The organism is Bacillus sp. AY2-1 (genome assembly GCF_008368965.1).
Lineage (GTDB): Bacteria > Bacillota > Bacilli > Bacillales > Bacillaceae_G > Bacillus_A > Bacillus_A thuringiensis_S.
On the sequence record NZ_QPEL01000091.1, the window covers coordinates 1 to 17,355 of the forward strand.

Sequence of the window (17,355 nt, forward strand, 5' to 3'; positions counted from 1 at the left end):
GTTATACTTATTAAATTGTTCTGTAAATATAAAAAGATTGTAAAACCTACTACTATACAAATAATCATTACGATTCTATTAATCTTTTTTTTCATATTTTCTCCTTTATATTCTCATCAAACACTTCTATATGCTAACTGAATTATATTATACTTTCTTGAAATTTGTTTAAATTAATAAAATAATACAGTACATAGAATTTCATATGAGATACGTCATATATATTCGTTATATTTTTACTTTTACCTTTTTAATAATAAGAACACAAAAACGACTCTTATCACACGAAAAGAGTCGTTTTCTAACTTTATACTTTTAATACTTTTATGTTAAAAATGCGAAAACTAAAATACTATTACCTAAGAGCCTTAACTATAACTTCAGTTGCCTCTGCAATGAGTTGATTATCATAGGTAGCCTCTTTCTCATCTTTACTAGATAAAATTGCGATGATAACTGGTGCTCTATTTGGAGGCCAAACGATAGCAATATCATTTCTTGTCCCGTAACTGCCAGCACCTGATTTATCTCCAACTACCCAGTCAGTTGGTACGCCTGCACGAATAAGTTTGTCCCCTGTAGCATTTCCTTTCATCCACTCTGTAAGAATGTTACGTTTTTCAGCTGGAAGTGCATTTCCGACCGTAAAAGCTTTAAGATTCGTAGCAATTGCTTTCGCTGTACTAGTGTCACGAATGTCTCCTGGAATAGCTTCGTTTAATTCTGTTTCAAAGCGATCAGACATAGTAATCCGATCCCCCATCTGCCTAAGCGCTTTTTCATATCCTTTAGGTCCGCCTATTTTATTAAATAAAATGTTCCCTGCAGTATTATCACTTGAACGAACAGCAGCCTCAGCAATTTCTCCTAGTTTCATTCCAGTATCTACATGTTTCTCTGTAACAGGTGAATAATCCACTAAGTCTTCTTTCGTAAATGTAATCACTTCATTTAATGTATCAATTGAGTTTTGCTGTAGTAATACTCCTGCCGCTAAAGCCTTGTAGGTTGATGCGAAGGCAAATCTTTCATTAGATCGATAAGAGATTGTTTGATTTGTACCAGTATCAATCGCATATACACCTAATCGAGCATTAAATTTCTTCTCAAGTTGAGAGAACTCTTTATGCGTCGCCTGATTTTTATGTTTCACATGTCCAGTCTTTTCTTTCGCTTCAACTTGCAGTGACCCTCCTGTAAAAGCTTCTAGGCTTGTAAGACTTAAACCTAATATACCAACGCATATTCCTATTTTTAGCATCCTCTTATTTTTCAAAACCATCATTCCTTCCAAATTTTTAGCACCTTTTTATACGTACACATAATAGACAATCATCGAACCAAACTTGTTCCATAAACTGAAAAAATTTATAGCTAGTATGAGAGTTATTAACAAAATAAGAGATAGTAGCTATGATCGCCGCTATCTCTTATTTCACATTTCATTTTTTTACTTATAAATGGCTTTATATGAACAGGGTCTCTTCCCTGAGAAAAGTACTCTAATTTTGCTTAGAGCTACTTGTACTAGTAGCTTCACCATGTATACGTTGCTGTTTTAAATCAAAGTATACATCTAAAATTTCCTTTCCAATTATAGAATTAATTCCATTTTTATCATCATGGAGCCATGGAACTACTACGGAAAATGCTACTTCTGGATTATCATATGGAGCATATCCAACTAACGTTAAGTTATAGCATTCCATACGTTCTCCTTTTGCATTTCTGCCAATTGGGTCATCTCCACCATATACAGTTTGGGCTGTTCCTGTCTTTCCTGCTGGTTTATATGGCGCATTTTTGAAATACTTCACGCCAGTTCCATCACCTTCTTGAAATACCCATCTAAACCCTTCTTTTATCCGATCGATATGTTCTTTCTTCATATCAATTCGATTTAATACGACAGGCTCTATGGAACGTATAACATTACCAACCTCTTCTTTTATTGATTGTTCTCGTATTTCTTGTACAATTTGAGGTTGCATTCTATAACCGCCATTCGCAATCGTTGAAATATATTGCGCTAATTGCAACGGCGTATACGTATCATACTGACCGATAGAAAAATCTAGTAAAAACCCCGGTTGACTATCTACTTTTCTCGTTTGTCCAATTATTTCATTCGGTAAATCAATACCTGTTGGGACGCCTAAACCAAATTGCTTGAAATAATAGCGCATCGTATCAAATGCTCCTTGTTTAATATCCAATGAGCCATTTGGTACGTAATTAACTCCCGCAATTTTTAAAGCTGTCTGGAACATGTATACATTCGAAGATACTTGTAAAGCCCGTAAATCATTAATATTACCAAATCCGGATACATTCCACGATTTCTTAGCTTGTGTACCTTTAAATTTCATCGGCGCGTCATAAAATTGATCCCCTGGATGTATTGCCCCTGTCTCATATCCAGTTAATAAAGTAGCACCTTTTACAGCTGACCCTAGCTCATACGAAGTTGTCATGTTACCTAATGCCAAATCCTCAACCTCTATTTTCCCTTCTTTTTCTACAATCTTTTTGCCTGCCATAGATAAAATTTGTCCGTTATTTGGATTCGTCATGACAACAAAAGCTCGATCGAGCAGTGGCTCTGAACGCTTAAAAGCTCTCAAGTTTTTCTCTATACTTTCTTCCACTTTCTTTTGTAATTCCATATCAATCGTTAATGTTAAACTATTACCACTTTTTCCTTTAGAGATTATTTCTGTGCTAACAATGTTTCCTGATTTGTCAGTAATATTTTTCACTTCTTCTTTTGTGCCGTGTAATACATCTTCATATCGTTGTTCAATATAACTTTTTCCGACACGATCATTACGGTTATATCCACGTACTAAATAAGAATCTAAATTTTCTTTCGGTAATCCTTCTTCACTACTCGTAATATTTCCTAATACAGAACGAAATAAATTACCGTTTACATAATTACGTTCCCAATCAACAGTTGCATCTACTCCTGGAAAATTCCCAAGATTTTCGCTTATCCGCGCATACTCTTCATCTGTTACATCTTTTTTAATAATTTGTGGTGTTAATTGATAACCTGAACTCATTTTACTTTTAATAGCTAACACCTTTAAATCTTGTGCTGTTAATTCTGCTAATTCTACCTCTGTAACGCGACCTCGTCTTAAGTCTTCTATTTTTTTATCTAACTCTTTCCCCTCTATACCCTTTTCCTTAAACTTTTCTATATCTTTCTTAGTAATCTTTGTTTCCGCACGTTTCGAATTCAACTGCATCCAAAAATCTTTTTTATCGATATCTGTTAATTTATTTATATCTTGTTCAGGCATTTCAAGTACTTTCGCCAAGTCTTTTGCTGTTTTTAAAATATCTTCACTCGTAATTCCCTTCACCCTTGTATACGTAATTGTGCGAAGAGATTTATTATTAACAACTGTGTTCCCTTCTCGATCTAAAATTTGCCCACGTGGAACTGGAATACTAGTTATTGCATTTTGACTACTTTCCACTTGATTCTTATAAGCCTCTCCCTCAACGATTTGTACTTTTGCTAGTTGCATAATAATAGCTGAGAATAGTACAAATATGCAAAGGAACATTATATTTAATCGAATAGATATATATGTCTTCTGCTTCTTGCCTTTTTGTTCTTTCATAAATCCTCCATTTAATCCTTTCAGGAATTGCTACAAATACCAAAAGCATTCCTTATATATTAGACACCGATAATCGGTTATAAATATCGCCTCAATTTTTTGCTTAACCCTTGTAAGCATCCATTCCTTTTCGTTTAGCTACAGAATTAATACCTCTCCCTTCTTGTTTTCTCTCTATTTTTTTGCCACTTGCATTAGAAGTGCTAAACTGTATAATGACTCTTATTAAACTTACATATAAACTTGCTAGTAAATTTTCATGCTAATTATTCCTTTCATCATGCTGTAATACTTAATAGACAACCTAAACAAGAAAGTTGTTCCACATTTACAAAAAAAATAATTAAATATAAGATGAAATAGGCTACATAAGGGAGGGTTATATGTTACATACAAATAGATGGAGATTTTTTGCGGTTCTTTCTATAGTAGGTTTGATTTTACTAATTTTATTAAAAATCAACTTCATTTCAATTACTATCGCAACTTCTTCAGCTGAAAGAGGAAAGATTTTTGATCAAAATGGTGTAATACTAGCTACAAATAAGAAAGTTAAGTCTCTATATTGCACTTCTAATGATGAAAAGCTATCGAAACAAGATACATCAAGCACATTAGCTTTTTTCAATCAATTTTCAAGCGAGTTTCATCATGATATTTCTACAGAGAACATAAAATCTCAATTACAACAATCTTGTAAAAAGCAGACTATGAATGATATACCGTTATACTCTGATATAACTGAGAATGAACTTGCATTCATAAACAAAAACAAACCCAATAATGTAATAATTAAAGATGAATGGATTCGATATTATCCTAAACACAAAATTGGTTCACAAGTAATTGGTTATGTAGAAAATGACCTTAATTCAAAGCATATGGCTGTTGGAAAAAGCGGGATTGAGCTGCAATATGAAAATGATTTAAAAGGAAAACCAGGTAAAACTCTTATTTTTAAATTGAAAAATAAAAAGTTCTTATGGAACATTCAAAAAGTACAAAATGGTAAAGATGTACGGCTAGCTTTAGACTCTGAGTTGCAGCAAAAGGCAGAAGAAGCATTAAGATCTCAAATTAAGAAAACACCTGATGCTAAAGCTGGTTATGCTGTAGTGAGCGATGCAAAAACTGGCGCGATTTTAACTATGGCCAACTCGGTAGTTTTTGATCCAAATATATTAAATACACATGTATCTTCTAGAAAAGAAAACATTAAATCACTTTCGCAAAATAAAGCAATTCAAAAATTAAAGTATGGTGAATCTTATGTAAATATGGCTTCTACTATAAAACCACTTACTATTTTAATTGGATTAAACGAAAAGCTTTTTCAACCTGAAGACACTTATTTAGATAAAGGTACTTTTCAGTATGATAATCAAAATAACATTACGAATGCACCTGGAACGCCAACAGGCGAGATTACACCGAGGCAGGCTATCATTAATTCATCTAACACATTTATGACAGCAAAAGTAGCTCTGCCCTTATTCAACCAAAATAATGGGAATATAGAAAAAGTGTCACATATATGGACAGATTATTTAATGCAATTCGGCCTACGTTCTAAAACCGGGATTGACTTACCCTTTGAAGAAGACGGACAATATGAATTTCATCCATCTAATAAATTTGAAAATGGGATTTCAGCTTTATTAAATGCCTCTTGGGGAGGAAATGAAGTGCATACTCCTCTTCAACTCGCTCAATATGCAGCAACTTTGGCAAGTAAAGGTGATAAATATAAACCTCAAATCGTAAGTGCGATTATTGGTCAAGATGGTAAGGAAACAAAAAAGTTTAAACCAATTTTAGAAAGTTCAAATCGTTACCCGATGAATTTTTGGAGTGTCGTGCAAGGTGGAATGAGTCAAAATATAGAGGAGATCAAAAAGTTACCCTTTAACGTCGCAGGTAAAACAGGTATTACAGGTTTTCCAAATGAGCAAGAAAGAATGATAAATCATTCTCTTTTCATTGCATATGCTCCTACTGAAGATCCACAAATTGCCGTTTCTGTCGTTATTCCTGGTAGTAATTCTGAAAAAAACATTGCCGCTCTCGTTACATCAGAAATTTTAGAGTACTGGGATACTCTTCAAAAAGAGAATAAAAACAAAGAGGAAGGTTCATTAAAGTGAACCTTCCTCTTTTACCATATAGAATCTACATTTATTATTTTCCATATACCTTCATTATTCTTTTCGAACATAAATGAATATTTAATATCAGTTAAAATGTACTCTTTCTGTACATATCCAGTATTACCATCAATTGTCGAAATTTTTATATATCCATCATTATTTACTTTTTCTGGAATCCAAGCTTTTACCATTTCATTAGATACTTCATATAAAACTTGTGATTCTCGCTTTGGTTCAGCTAAAATTTTCGTTTTATTTCCAGTAACAGTTGCATATATAAAATGCGCTTGCTTTGGTTGGTTACTTTCCGTCAATCCACTTGGTACTTTATATACTTGCTTTGTATCATTTGCAAACTCTCCCCCCATTGTAAGGGCGACTTGCAACTCATGAAAAATATCTTCATCAAACTGCAGTTCATCCTTCTTATAACTCTTCCCTTTAAATAGAACTTCATCATTTAACGCTTTATACAAGTCATTTTCATTTTTCGAGTTTATACTTTGATATAGTTCATTCATAAATTGTTTTAGTGATGGATCTTGAGCAGACTCATCTTTTGTTTTAGGCTTAATTTGAGTACTACTTTGTACCGGTGATTTATTATCATCAAGCCAAGGTTGTTGAACAATGAAAAATAACATTGTACAAACCAAAACAACTACAATAGGTAATACTTTTTTACGAAATGGTCTTTTATGTTTTACAAAATCCACTTCATTATTTTCATATATAGACTGCTTTATTTTAGAAATAAATTCTTCTTCATCTTTACGATTCTCCATTGGCCCTTTTTTTATTTTTCTATACCAGTCAGGATTTTGTTTATTGTTCATCACTACTACCCTCCCCTATTAATTTTGAAACCTTACTTCTCGCTCTACTTAATCTCGATTTTACAGTTCCAATGGATACTCCTAATGTTTCAGCCATTTCTTCATAAGATAATTCATATTTTGCGTCCAATATAATTATTTCACGGTGCTTTTTAGGTAGTTCTAATACAACCTTCCACACATCATTCATTTCTTCTTGCTTAAAAAATTCTTGTTCTGCTGACAGGGATTGCTTATCATCACTAAAAAATCCTATTAAAGATATCCTTTTAAAATAGGAGGATTTCAAATAGTTTATTGCCGTATTTCTTGTGATTTTTAATATCCACGTTTTAATAGATGACTCCTTTCGAAATGAATTCCAATTTTTAAACACCTTTATAAATACATCTTGCGTGATATCATCTGATAAGTGTGGATCTTTCGTAATAATAAATGAATAATTCCATACATCTTGCCAATAGTCTTTTATAACATAGTCCAGCTCATCATGATTACACTTTTCAATAAACGTCTGTTCCATTTCCACACCTCAAACTTATTTGAATAAACATAAAACTGCCCTCACTTTTATTATGGTTTCAATATATAGACAAGATACAAGTTTCATTTGTTCCATTGTTTATCTTTTTTCAGGCAGTATAATACTACTAAAAAACAAGTAAAGCATACAATGATAAAAATCCACTCATAAAAATCTGTTTTTTTGAATTTAACGTAAAACTCCACTTGTCCATTTCAATTTGCTATCCCCTTCTATTTACCATTAGCAATGCCAACTTTTCTAGAATCACAGCAAAAAAGCATTCTCGATTAGAAAGAATGCTTTTTTGAAATTTAATTGTTCTATATTTTTCCCAATTTATATCTTTGAGTTAAGCAAACATGTAATAAATTTAGTGAAAAAATTCACCTTATAATTAAGTATTATTTCTGAAATACATGTTTTACTTTTTCACCTGGAACGTTACTTCCTCCTCTTCCTTTTACATCTTCAATCATCATTGTAACAATCATGTCTGGTGCATTTGCATCGAAAGCTGCGAACCATCCCAGTTCTTTTCCGTCTGCTTCTTTCGACTCTTTCAGTTCTGCTGTACCAGTTTTACCAGCAAGCGTTACACCATCAACCTTTGCAATTCTCCCTGCGCCATCAGGGTCATTAATGACTTTGATTAATGCACTCTTTAATATTTCTTGATTCTTTTTAGAAATCACATTTTCTTTCCAATTCCCCGCTACTTTTGCTTCTTTTAAAAGATGTGGCGACGGAATATTCCCTTCATTCACAATCGGTGCATATGTTAATGCTAAATGAAGTGGCGTCATTAATACTTGTCCTTGTCCATAGCCCGTGTCTGCTAGTTGAATATCATTTTTTATCCCATCTTTTGCAATGATTGAAATAGGAAATTCGTATTCGATTGGTAATTTTTCATGAAATCCGTACTTTTTAAATTCATTTATATACTGATCTTTTCCCATTTTCAAAGCTTGTTGAGCAAAATAAATATTATCAGAGTACTTCATTGCCTTATCAAAATCAATTGGACTTGCATCCTTTACACGCGTTACATAGTAATTTCCCCAAGATGAATCTTTTGTCCACTTCAATCCTTGAATTTTAAATTCTTCCTTCGGATTTATTGTGTTTGTTTCCAAACCAATTGCACCTGTAATCGTTTTAAATACGGAACCTGGTACAAATGCTTGTGTGAAGCGATTCATCATTGGTAGTTTCGAGTCGTTACTCCATGCTTCTCGTTGGGCTTTCGATGCTCCTCTAACTATTATATTTGGATTATAAGCAGGGCTACTTACAAGTGCGATTGTTTCACCTGTTTTAGGATTGACCGCTGCACTAGATCCTGCTTCAGTTTTCATCTCATTAAAGATTTTTTCTTGAATTGCAGCATCAATTGTTAACGTAACATTTTCTCCTTCTTTTGCTTCTTTTTTTGTTACGTTTTTAATCTCTTTCCCATTCTCATCTTCTATAAATACGCGTCCACCCTTTTCACCACGCAATTTATTTTCTAACACTTTCTCTAAACCGGTCTTACCTACTAAATCATCTGCTTGATAACCTTGTTTTTGAAGTGATTTTAACTCCTCCGCATTCACCTTTCCTATATATCCAGTTAAGTGTGCCGCTGCTTCACCTAATGGATACGTACGAATATTTACTGGGCGAGATGAAACTCCTTCTAATTCAATATAATCATTCTGTCTAGTTCCCTCTTTTAAAACGCCAATTGGTACAAAGGAGTCTGGTTTTATCCATTTCGCTGTGAGCTTTTGTTCGACCTCTTCTATAGACATATCAAGTAATTGCGCTACTATTCCTTTCGTTTGCGCTGCTGCTTCGCCTAGTTTCTCTGGAATAATTCCAACCTCAGTTGCTTTACCATTCGTTGCAAGCCCTTTTCCATTTCGATCATATATTTCTCCTCGTTTTCCTTGCTCTATTTGCATACGTACTTTGTAATCTTTTTTCATTCCTGGGAAAATGAAGTCCGGTGTCCAATCTATTTTCCAAGATTCTTTATCTTTCACAAGTTTTGCTTCGTGGATGAATGAAACTGATCCTACATCCGTATCCATTTTAACTTCAAAAAGAAAAAGCTCTTTATCTTTCGTATTCTCTCCTTTCATTTTAACTTTTAAATTCTTAGCTCCAATCCCCTCATAGATTTTTTGATATTTTTCTGTGAATTCTTTTTTAGAAATCGATTTTTTGGCATGATCTGATAAATGATCATACATATTTGCAAATTTTCTATCATTCCATAAGTTGATATATTCTTCAAATGCTTGTTTTGGCGGTTCGTTTTTATTACATCCTACCAACATAACTGCGAAACAAACGAAAAGCAGCATCCATAATTTTTTCAATTCAATCTTCTCCCTTAGTTAAAAATGATGATTCCTTTCTTAATTAATTTATTTAATAAAAAATGTTTAACGCTTAATAGACAGTGTAAGTAAGGACATTGTTCCATATTTACAAAAAATTAATTTACGCTTAAATTGCATTGGAAGAAGGAGGTTTGTAAGCTTCTTACAAACTTAAGGAGCTCCTATATTTAGCAAACGTTATCATTATTAGTGGTGTTTTAAAACATACATTTAAAATACCTTTTAGTTCGTTTTCAAAGAAGTTTGGTTGTTGCAAATTAATTATGAATATCTAATCCAATTAGAAGAATACAATAATCAATTATCCAAAGTTAATTTCATACAAAAGCTAATAACGAGCATTAAAAAACTTTGCCTACTCTTTTAACATGGAAACATAATCTATTTATCAGAAGTCAATAATGAATAACAGGCGCTCCTAACCAGCAAAAAAAATAGACCTAATTGGAATTCATCAGAAATTAATAGATACATAAAAAACGCCATACTTTCTGTAAATTTCTACAAAAAGAATAGCGTTTTCTTATTTTACCTTTCTATATATGCTATACCGTGAGCTCCTTGATTTACAGAAGGATCTGCATTTCGATCTCCTGGATCAACTTCAATGGTATGAACATTCTTGTAATTAACTAAATCTAATACACTTATTGTCCCTGATCTAAGGTTAGAAACATATCCAACCGTTCCGTCCGTAGAAGAACGCATTTTAATTGGGAGTAAATCTACTTCTATTGTACCTAACATATTTAACGATTCTCCATCAAGAACAGAAACATACCCTGGTGCTGGAGAAAACATACTTCTTGTTCTCTCTCCATTCTTATTCTGAAAACGCGTATGTCCTACCAATACTTTCCCATCATTCGTTACATGAACCGGAGTAATTAAATCTGAAAATGATTTTGTCTTTATAATTTTATCGGTTTCTGTATTAATGATGCTAAGTGTAGGTTGCTCCTCTTTGTAGTCTCCAAGTAAACATGGTGAAGGGATATAAACTCGATTACCTTTAGGAGAAATAGCTAGTTCTTCACTACCATAGGGCATAGATACTTTTCCAATTAACTCCTTATTATGTGTATCTAAAACCGATATAAAGGGCGCCTCTTTATTAGAGGAATATCCTTTTGTACCATCTGATTCGTCACAAACCAATGTGGACCTGTTGCTTCTGTAGAGATTCTATCTAGCACTTTTCTTGTGTTAAGATTAATAATTAAAATTCCTCCTTCACCAGATTCAACACTTACATACAATAAGTCTTTTTTTTCATTATAAACTAAACCATGTGGTGCAAATTCCGGCGAAATATCAATGATATCAATTACTTTAAATTGATCAATATCGATAACTAAAATTTCATGGCTTTTTTCCGGATTATTTCTATAAAAACCTGAGCGATAAGTAATACTTACATATAACAATTGACGCTTAGAATCGAAACATAATTCATGAGGTTCTGTAACTGGAGAATCTATAACCCCTATTCTTTCAAAATTTTTCGTATTGAAGAAATGAATTTGATTACCGCTGGAGCTAACGACCGCCAAAATAGGATTATTTTCTTTAGAACTATTCATTAATTAAACCCTCCTTGTTATTTGTTCCAAATTTCTTAAGTTCCATAGAAATCAGTATATTTAAGTAATTTGTATTATTACTAAGACAAGTTGTAAACAATTTTCACCTCCTTCTAATTAAATTAGCTTAACTTATAATAAGTTAGACTAACTTTTATTCTGTAAAAATACGTTGAATTTAATAATCCAACGTATTTATCTACCTTCTCCAACTTTATCTTTTATACTTACATGTATTTTATTTAATAACTTTACTTCTCAATTAATGATGCACAAGAAGCACAGAAAGCAAGTAATTAGCGACATACCATTTCTTTGTCTCGTGCATTATCAGATACTCATAACATAAATAAACCAAGCTTAGCTGCCATTTAATTAGTTTCCCTTCGCTACCGTTTTTTTAAATTCATTCTGCGTACAGCTCTATTCTTTGAGGAATCGCCCTATAGATTAACAAATTTGCTTCAGATTCTTGTTTTTTATTGAACTATTCCTGTGTTGAAAATCCAACTATAATTAGTTAGCTTAACTAACTATAATTATAAATACATCCACGTTTTATCGCAAGAGTTTTAAGAATCTTCGAATAAATGAATAGAGAGATAGAATTTCATCATAAGATACATGATCTTAAGTTAATAGTAATGCATAATGAGATTTTCGTACGTTAAGAAAAAACTTGCTACATATGTAGTAAAGTTTTTTAATTGTTTACTTCTCGCTCAGCTATCAGCTTTTTTTAACTAACACTTTAATTGTTTTAACAGCCTTTTGTTTAATTCCCACAAAGCTGTTTTGTTTCTACCTCATTTCAAGAATCTCTTAATCCAATTTAATAAAGTGAAACTTTAATCAGCCCTCACCAATCGGGCTGCGCGGCAAATAGCCGGATAAACAACAATTTCAGTTGGTAGCAGATTTGCTAAATCAGGAAATTGAGACGTATTCTACCATTACTTCTTTTGGAATCATACTCCCTCCTGTTCTTAATACAATATCCCTGTAAAAGCAGGCTCTACGTATTCTCCTAAATTATCAAAATCAACAATATCTAACACAACATCACGGAGTTTGCTCGCGACTTTGACATTGCCATCCACTACAAAAATCGCAATTCGTTTTTCTTCCATCTGTTTCATCCTTTCTACACCCTAGTTTTACAAAATAAGAAGTCATCCAAAATATTTATTACTTCCTGTTATCTCCTCACTACTGTTCTATGCATTATGTATATAAATTTTAATTGCCTACTAAAAAAATAACGTATTTGCAGGATGTATAAAAATTATACAAAAGGTAATAATTCATCGTTTACCCAACAATAGATAATATAGATAAAGAAAAGATACTAGAGAATATCACAGTAGAGTAATCTCTAGTATCTTTTCATAGTATTTTAGCGGCTATGCAATACGGAGGGATAAAAAAAGGACCTCTTACGGAAAGATAAGAGGTCATCAAGAAGATAAAAATGTTGTATTTGAAACACGCGAGTTTCTAATTTACATTATAACACAATATATTTATATATTCAATATATACATTTAAAATAGGGAATGTATGTTCAAAAGCACATGGAATATTAATTTGGAACAGTATATATTTTCTTCTTTTCTTCTTTTATTCTATTTCTTCTACAATTCCGTGATTGTACCAAATATCCATATCCCTCTTTCTTTGTTGGATGATTACGAATAAAAATACTGGGTGTTTCCTGTCGCACTTGGAGTAAAACATCATGGTAAAAATACAACATTTCACTTGTTATAGCGCATTGTCCATCTTGAAACGGCACCATCGATCCGTTATGAAATGTTAAGCTTGCATCTCTTAGATTATATGTAAATATTCGCTAATTCAAGTCCCCTTTCGTGTCTATTTTATATAGTTTCGTACCGTACAAGTGGGGAATATTGTTAGTTTAAAAAGAGAGAGGAATAAAATTTCTTTATCGCCTCTGTTCTTTCTTCTGTATGATAGAAAAAACGGAGAAAGGTAGAATTTTATCTATTCTCATAATTTGTTAGAAAATTCTAATTTGATTAAATTAAAAGAAAATGATATATTGATTTTATAATAACAATCCAATTAATGGATGACAACCTAATACCTGTAAGTAGACTATGACAATGTCAGATAAACGGGAGGAATTTAATATGAAAAAATTATGTTCATTTGCTTTAATTGGTGCCTTAACCTTTTCGGGTTTTATCGTTTTAGACAGTACGCTACCTGATAAAGCGCGCGCGGAAGTAAATACGATTAAGCAAGCTTCAGCTGTTGTGGATGATTGGCCATGGCAAACGTATTTCTTATTGCATCACAATGCGGACTATATACAAGAATTAGCCCCTGGTAGGTTAAAACAAGGTGGTACGTTTGATACGACGGTATATATAGGCGGAAAAGATGTGGGTGTTGTAAAGATTTATAGATTGAACGGAGAAGGTGAATTGCAGCGCTACAAAACCATTTCTGCAGGTGAGGCTGGGCACCACTACTATTCTAGGTTCACAACACCTATTACAACAGTTTACACACCAGGTACATATGTGGCAGTACTAAAAGTAGACAATTCATATTATTATGGTGGCTCCTTCCAAATTACAAAGTAAAACATATAGGTCTATTTGTCTGAAACGCACTGGGTTACGGTGCGTTTTTGTTATCTAACAAACCTAATGATCACATAGGCTGTCACTTTACTCATAAACTTCCTGTTTTGTTTTATTAATATAGATTTTGGATAATGTTTGGTCAAATTTAATAAATCTTGATAAACGAGTAAAAGTAAAGACCTTGTTTTGAAAAAATCATTTAAAACACGGTCTTTATTTATTTAATTGAATCATACTTTTAAAATAAGTTCTGAGTATTTCTGTGCTCCTACTCCCATAAAGAGGGCTATTTTTGGAAGCGAATTAGTACATTCTTATTTCTTGCCACTCAAAATCATTGCATTTCCTAATACTTTTTTGTTCAATAAGAGTTTTGGTAACTTCATTTCTTCAGTAAGTCTGTAGCCATTTATTTCAGATACACCGTGTTTCTTTAAAACATTCAAGAGCTCTCTTTCATCTCCGAATATTTTTTCGTCCATAAACAAATCTAAGAAGATAAATTCACCACCAGGTTTTAACACTCTTAACGCCTCTTTAATAACCTCAATTTTATTTTCTTTATCTTTTACTTCATGAAAGGTTAGACAACTCACAATTGTATCAAATTCGTCATCAGTAAAAGGGAGTTCTGCAGCACTTGCTTTCAGAAAATGAATCCTATCATAGACCCCTTCTATTGCAGCATTCTTTTTGCATTGAGCTTTCGAATATTCCCAATTTCCGCCCCAATAATCAATTCCAGTTAAAAAAGACTTAGGAAAAGTCTTTGCAAGTTTAATAATCAATGAACCATTGCCCGTACCTATATCTAGTACCTTTCCATTTCCATCCCAATTTACCTTTCCAACAATTAAATCATGTATTTTTGACTGATAATTCCCGCCAAACGCTGCAAATTGGTAAACTGAATAAGAAAGTATAAATGCTATATACATAAAAGGCACCGCTAAAATCCCTGACAGGACTCGCAGATATAAATTAGTAGGTAATAATGTTATTAAAAGAAGAATGAGTGAAATACCCCCAAAAATAAGTAGTTTGTAAATTCGTATCCATGTTTGATATTTAGCTTTCGTTTTCAAGATATTAACCATCCTTAAATCATCTTTTTTGTTTACTATAATTATATAGGGAATCAATAATCCTGTCCTATAGTTTAAGTAAATAGATAGTCAAAGCCTATGATAGAAACGGAGTTGTATGTGATGAAAGTTGTAACAGTTAATGCGGGTGCCACAATCCATATTGGTATTTAAAAAGGGATGACAGGATGTGTCATCGGTTAAGATGCGGATACTGGTATGGCCAAAATTGAATTGGATCCACTTACTACTGTGATGATTCGGGCTGAGTTTCTATTACAATAAGATTTATATGGAAGGATATACTAATTTTATGTTTGATATTTATAGAGACTCAATATATTTTATAGTTAGAACTGAGTTACATATTTTAAAATCATCACCAGGAGAATCTGCAAATTTGCGCGCTTTTTTTATAACATGATGCCAATAAATAGGGAGAAACGAATGGGAACTTTAAAGTCTTTAAAACGTGACATGTATATATTTATTGCAATGTTCATTTATTTTTCTGGCATATTCACTGCAAACTTTATTATGGAGAATACATTTAGCTGGTTAAGCTTTATACTTGCACTAGTATCCCTTTGTGCCTTGATTTTCACCATACAAGATATTAAAAATAAGAATTACAAAATAAAAAAGCATCTAAATTAGATGCTTTGCTCTCACTTTTATAGAATATTGATTCCAAAGACCAGACAGCTACCAAAAATAATACATACCAAACCTAAAAATATTAAAAACTCTGGCAGATCAAAATGGTCGAGTAACGCACCTATTAATAATAAAAAGGGATAGACTAGAATTTCAATCCAGGTTACGCCCCCTGCTTTCTTTATTTCTCGGTATGATACTATGCTGACAAGTAAAATGCCTAATACAATTAGCCCTATCCCTAACATCATCCATCCATTCACCCTTTTTAGAATTTTAAAATTTAGCTCTTCACTTTCATATACTGCTCTTTTACACGCACCAGTAAGTCCCTCAGTTTCTTCTCTACAGGATGTTCTTGATTTTCTGGTACTTCTCTCCCGTATGATGAGAAGCTTTGTGAGCATGCACTAGGTGTGACTTCCAATTTCGCGTATGAGAAAGTATGCTCATTTTCTTCACCAATGTTTTCAGTAGTGCTTCCATTTGAACCAACGCGTATGCAGCTTTCGTCAAGTTTGGTGCGCTTTCCTTCCTTGTTAACCGTGTAATAGGTATCGTTGACTTCCCCATATTTCATATTAGGTGTTGATGTTACTGCGGTCCCGTCTGCAGAAAAAGTAACAACACGAAACCCATCTTCTTCTGGCAACAACTCAGCTCCTGGAACATTGTATAGAACCAAAAGGTCTCCTTCGTATGCTTCTGGAATGAGATAAATGGTATCTGTAGTGTCTTTTCCGAATCGGATACAACCGCTTAAAAGAATCATACTAAAGATCCCACAATACATTATAACTTTTCTCATAGAGTCTCTCCCGTTATGTGTAAGAATGGTATAGTATGTATTATATAATGCAATATATTCCCTTGGATAGAATAAGTTTCTAGTTTGAAGACGATTTTACTATTGTTATATAAAATATTTATGTCAGTGGATGATTAGCACGAAGAGAAATGGAGTGAATTGATGAGCAGACGTTTTGCATTAACATATGAAAATAAGATTTTGAGAAAGATAATGATTACCGTAAGCATTATCACACTCGTTTTCATTACAACAGGGTGTGATTCAGTCCAAAATGATGCAAAGGATGTAACGGAGATTCCGCTAAACAGCAAACTAGATTCCCTTATTTCAGAAAGTATCATTGCCTGGAATCAAGACAAATTAAATCATACAAAAAAACAATTTGAGACGCATGTAATCTATGGAACTGAGATGAAGGATGAAAAAATGTATGTCTACCTCCATTCCCTCATGCAAGGATATAACCGCGAAACACAGACAGTTCCTCAAGCAGGACATTTACTTCCAGTCCGTGTGACAGTCACAAAAAATGGCGATGATTACATCATTGAAGATTACCGTGAACCAGGAAATGGTGCTGAAAATGAACCTACTTTGCGCAACATGTTCCCGAATAAGTATGCGGATCAAGCACTTGCTATATCAAATAAAACGATTCAATCATTAGAATCTCGTATGCAAGAATATGTTTCTAAGTGGTTGGAAGATACAAGTAATAAGAGACAAGATAGATAACAAATATAAGTATGAACAACCTCTCTTGATATATGAGATGCTCGTTTAGTAACTTGTAACATCCCATCAGTAGAAAAAGTAACTTCTTGTGTTGTGTTTTTTACTTCTCCAATTAATTTTTGCAAGTTATCCAGCATACTATTAAAAGACTTCACAATGCTCCCCTTTATTAAGGCCCCAAAATCCTAGTATAGATAATATGATACAAGAGACACTTGCTATAACTACCATTACGTTTAGTGTTGTGCCAATTTTACTGTTTTTTAAAAACGACAATTAAATTCATTCAATATTTATATAACAATTAAGTAATTTATTGTATAAAAATA

At 32.8% G+C, this 17,355-nt stretch carries 14 protein-coding genes and 1 pseudogene; 3 read left to right on the forward strand and 12 right to left on the reverse strand.

The annotated features are described in order from the left end of the window. The 3 genes and pseudogenes from DN403_RS20925 to DN403_RS20935 all read right to left on the reverse strand — a co-directional run. Positions 1–95: pseudogene (locus tag DN403_RS20925) on the reverse strand (metallophosphoesterase); the annotation flags it as partial. A gap of 260 nt (positions 96–355) precedes the next feature. Continuing rightward, positions 356–1,282: a class A beta-lactamase Bla1 gene (gene bla, locus DN403_RS20930; RefSeq protein ID WP_127726073.1), complete on the reverse strand. Its 927-nt coding sequence runs from the start codon at positions 1,280–1,282 to the stop codon at positions 356–358. A gap of 220 nt (positions 1,283–1,502) precedes the next feature. After that, the gene (locus DN403_RS20935) at positions 1,503–3,635 is read right to left on the reverse strand and encodes a peptidoglycan D,D-transpeptidase FtsI family protein (protein ID WP_149185709.1); all 2,133 of its coding nucleotides are present in this window, start codon (positions 3,633–3,635) and stop codon (positions 1,503–1,505) included. 383 nt (positions 3,636–4,018) lie between these two features. On the opposite strand from DN403_RS20935, the gene DN403_RS20940 reads away from it, so the two are divergent. Next, a complete protein-coding gene (locus DN403_RS20940; protein WP_149185710.1) occupies positions 4,019–5,779 on the forward strand; it encodes a peptidoglycan D,D-transpeptidase FtsI family protein in 1,761 nt (586 codons plus the stop codon). An 11-nt stretch (positions 5,780–5,790) separates the two neighbouring features. On the opposite strand, the gene DN403_RS20945 is transcribed toward DN403_RS20940, so the two are convergent. From DN403_RS20945 to DN403_RS31255, 6 genes are all read right to left on the reverse strand, one after another. Next, positions 5,791–6,618 carry a hypothetical protein gene (locus DN403_RS20945; protein ID WP_016077682.1) on the reverse strand — a complete coding sequence of 276 codons (828 nt, stop codon included), beginning with the start codon at positions 6,616–6,618 and terminating at the stop codon, positions 5,791–5,793. After that, positions 6,608–7,141, reverse strand: a complete 534-nt coding sequence (locus DN403_RS20950; RefSeq protein ID WP_000438327.1) for an RNA polymerase sigma factor — start codon at positions 7,139–7,141, stop codon at positions 6,608–6,610. The genes DN403_RS20945 and DN403_RS20950 overlap by 11 nt, the downstream gene beginning before the upstream one ends. Positions 7,142–7,545: 404 nt before the next feature. After that, the gene (locus DN403_RS20955) at positions 7,546–9,513 is read right to left on the reverse strand and encodes a penicillin-binding transpeptidase domain-containing protein (RefSeq protein WP_000737760.1); all 1,968 of its coding nucleotides are present in this window, start codon (positions 9,511–9,513) and stop codon (positions 7,546–7,548) included. A gap of 552 nt (positions 9,514–10,065) precedes the next feature. Continuing rightward, entirely contained in the window at positions 10,066–10,587 is a 522-nt protein-coding gene (locus DN403_RS31810) for a YncE family protein (protein WP_255452037.1), read from the reverse strand. 35 nt (positions 10,588–10,622) lie between these two features. Then, the gene (locus DN403_RS31250) at positions 10,623–11,120 is read right to left on the reverse strand and encodes a YncE family protein (RefSeq protein WP_170955780.1); all 498 of its coding nucleotides are present in this window, start codon (positions 11,118–11,120) and stop codon (positions 10,623–10,625) included. Positions 11,121–12,106: 986 nt separating this feature from the next. Then, a complete protein-coding gene (locus tag DN403_RS31255) occupies positions 12,107–12,259 on the reverse strand; it encodes a hypothetical protein (protein WP_000812115.1) in 153 nt (50 codons plus the stop codon). A gap of 1,017 nt (positions 12,260–13,276) precedes the next feature. Here DN403_RS31255 and DN403_RS20965 point away from each other — a divergent pair. Further along, positions 13,277–13,735 (forward strand): DUF5065 family protein, encoded by a 459-nt coding sequence (locus DN403_RS20965; RefSeq protein ID WP_149185711.1) that lies wholly within the window; start codon positions 13,277–13,279, stop codon positions 13,733–13,735. A gap of 317 nt (positions 13,736–14,052) precedes the next feature. On the opposite strand, the gene DN403_RS20970 is transcribed toward DN403_RS20965, so the two are convergent. The 3 genes from DN403_RS20970 to DN403_RS20985 form a co-directional block, all read right to left on the reverse strand. Continuing rightward, positions 14,053–14,826: a class I SAM-dependent methyltransferase gene (locus DN403_RS20970; RefSeq protein WP_149185715.1), complete on the reverse strand. Its 774-nt coding sequence runs from the start codon at positions 14,824–14,826 to the stop codon at positions 14,053–14,055. A 671-nt stretch (positions 14,827–15,497) separates the two neighbouring features. After that, positions 15,498–15,731, reverse strand: coding sequence for a hypothetical protein (locus DN403_RS20980; RefSeq protein ID WP_149185713.1), 234 nt, complete (start codon positions 15,729–15,731; stop codon positions 15,498–15,500). A 32-nt stretch (positions 15,732–15,763) separates the two neighbouring features. Continuing rightward, entirely contained in the window at positions 15,764–16,288 is a 525-nt protein-coding gene (locus DN403_RS20985) for a DUF6843 domain-containing protein (protein WP_001233342.1), read from the reverse strand. A 162-nt stretch (positions 16,289–16,450) separates the two neighbouring features. On the opposite strand from DN403_RS20985, the gene DN403_RS20990 reads away from it, so the two are divergent. After that, positions 16,451–17,026 (forward strand): peptidase M56, encoded by a 576-nt coding sequence (locus DN403_RS20990; RefSeq protein WP_149185714.1) that lies wholly within the window; start codon positions 16,451–16,453, stop codon positions 17,024–17,026. The last annotated feature ends 329 nt before the right edge of the window (positions 17,027–17,355 follow it).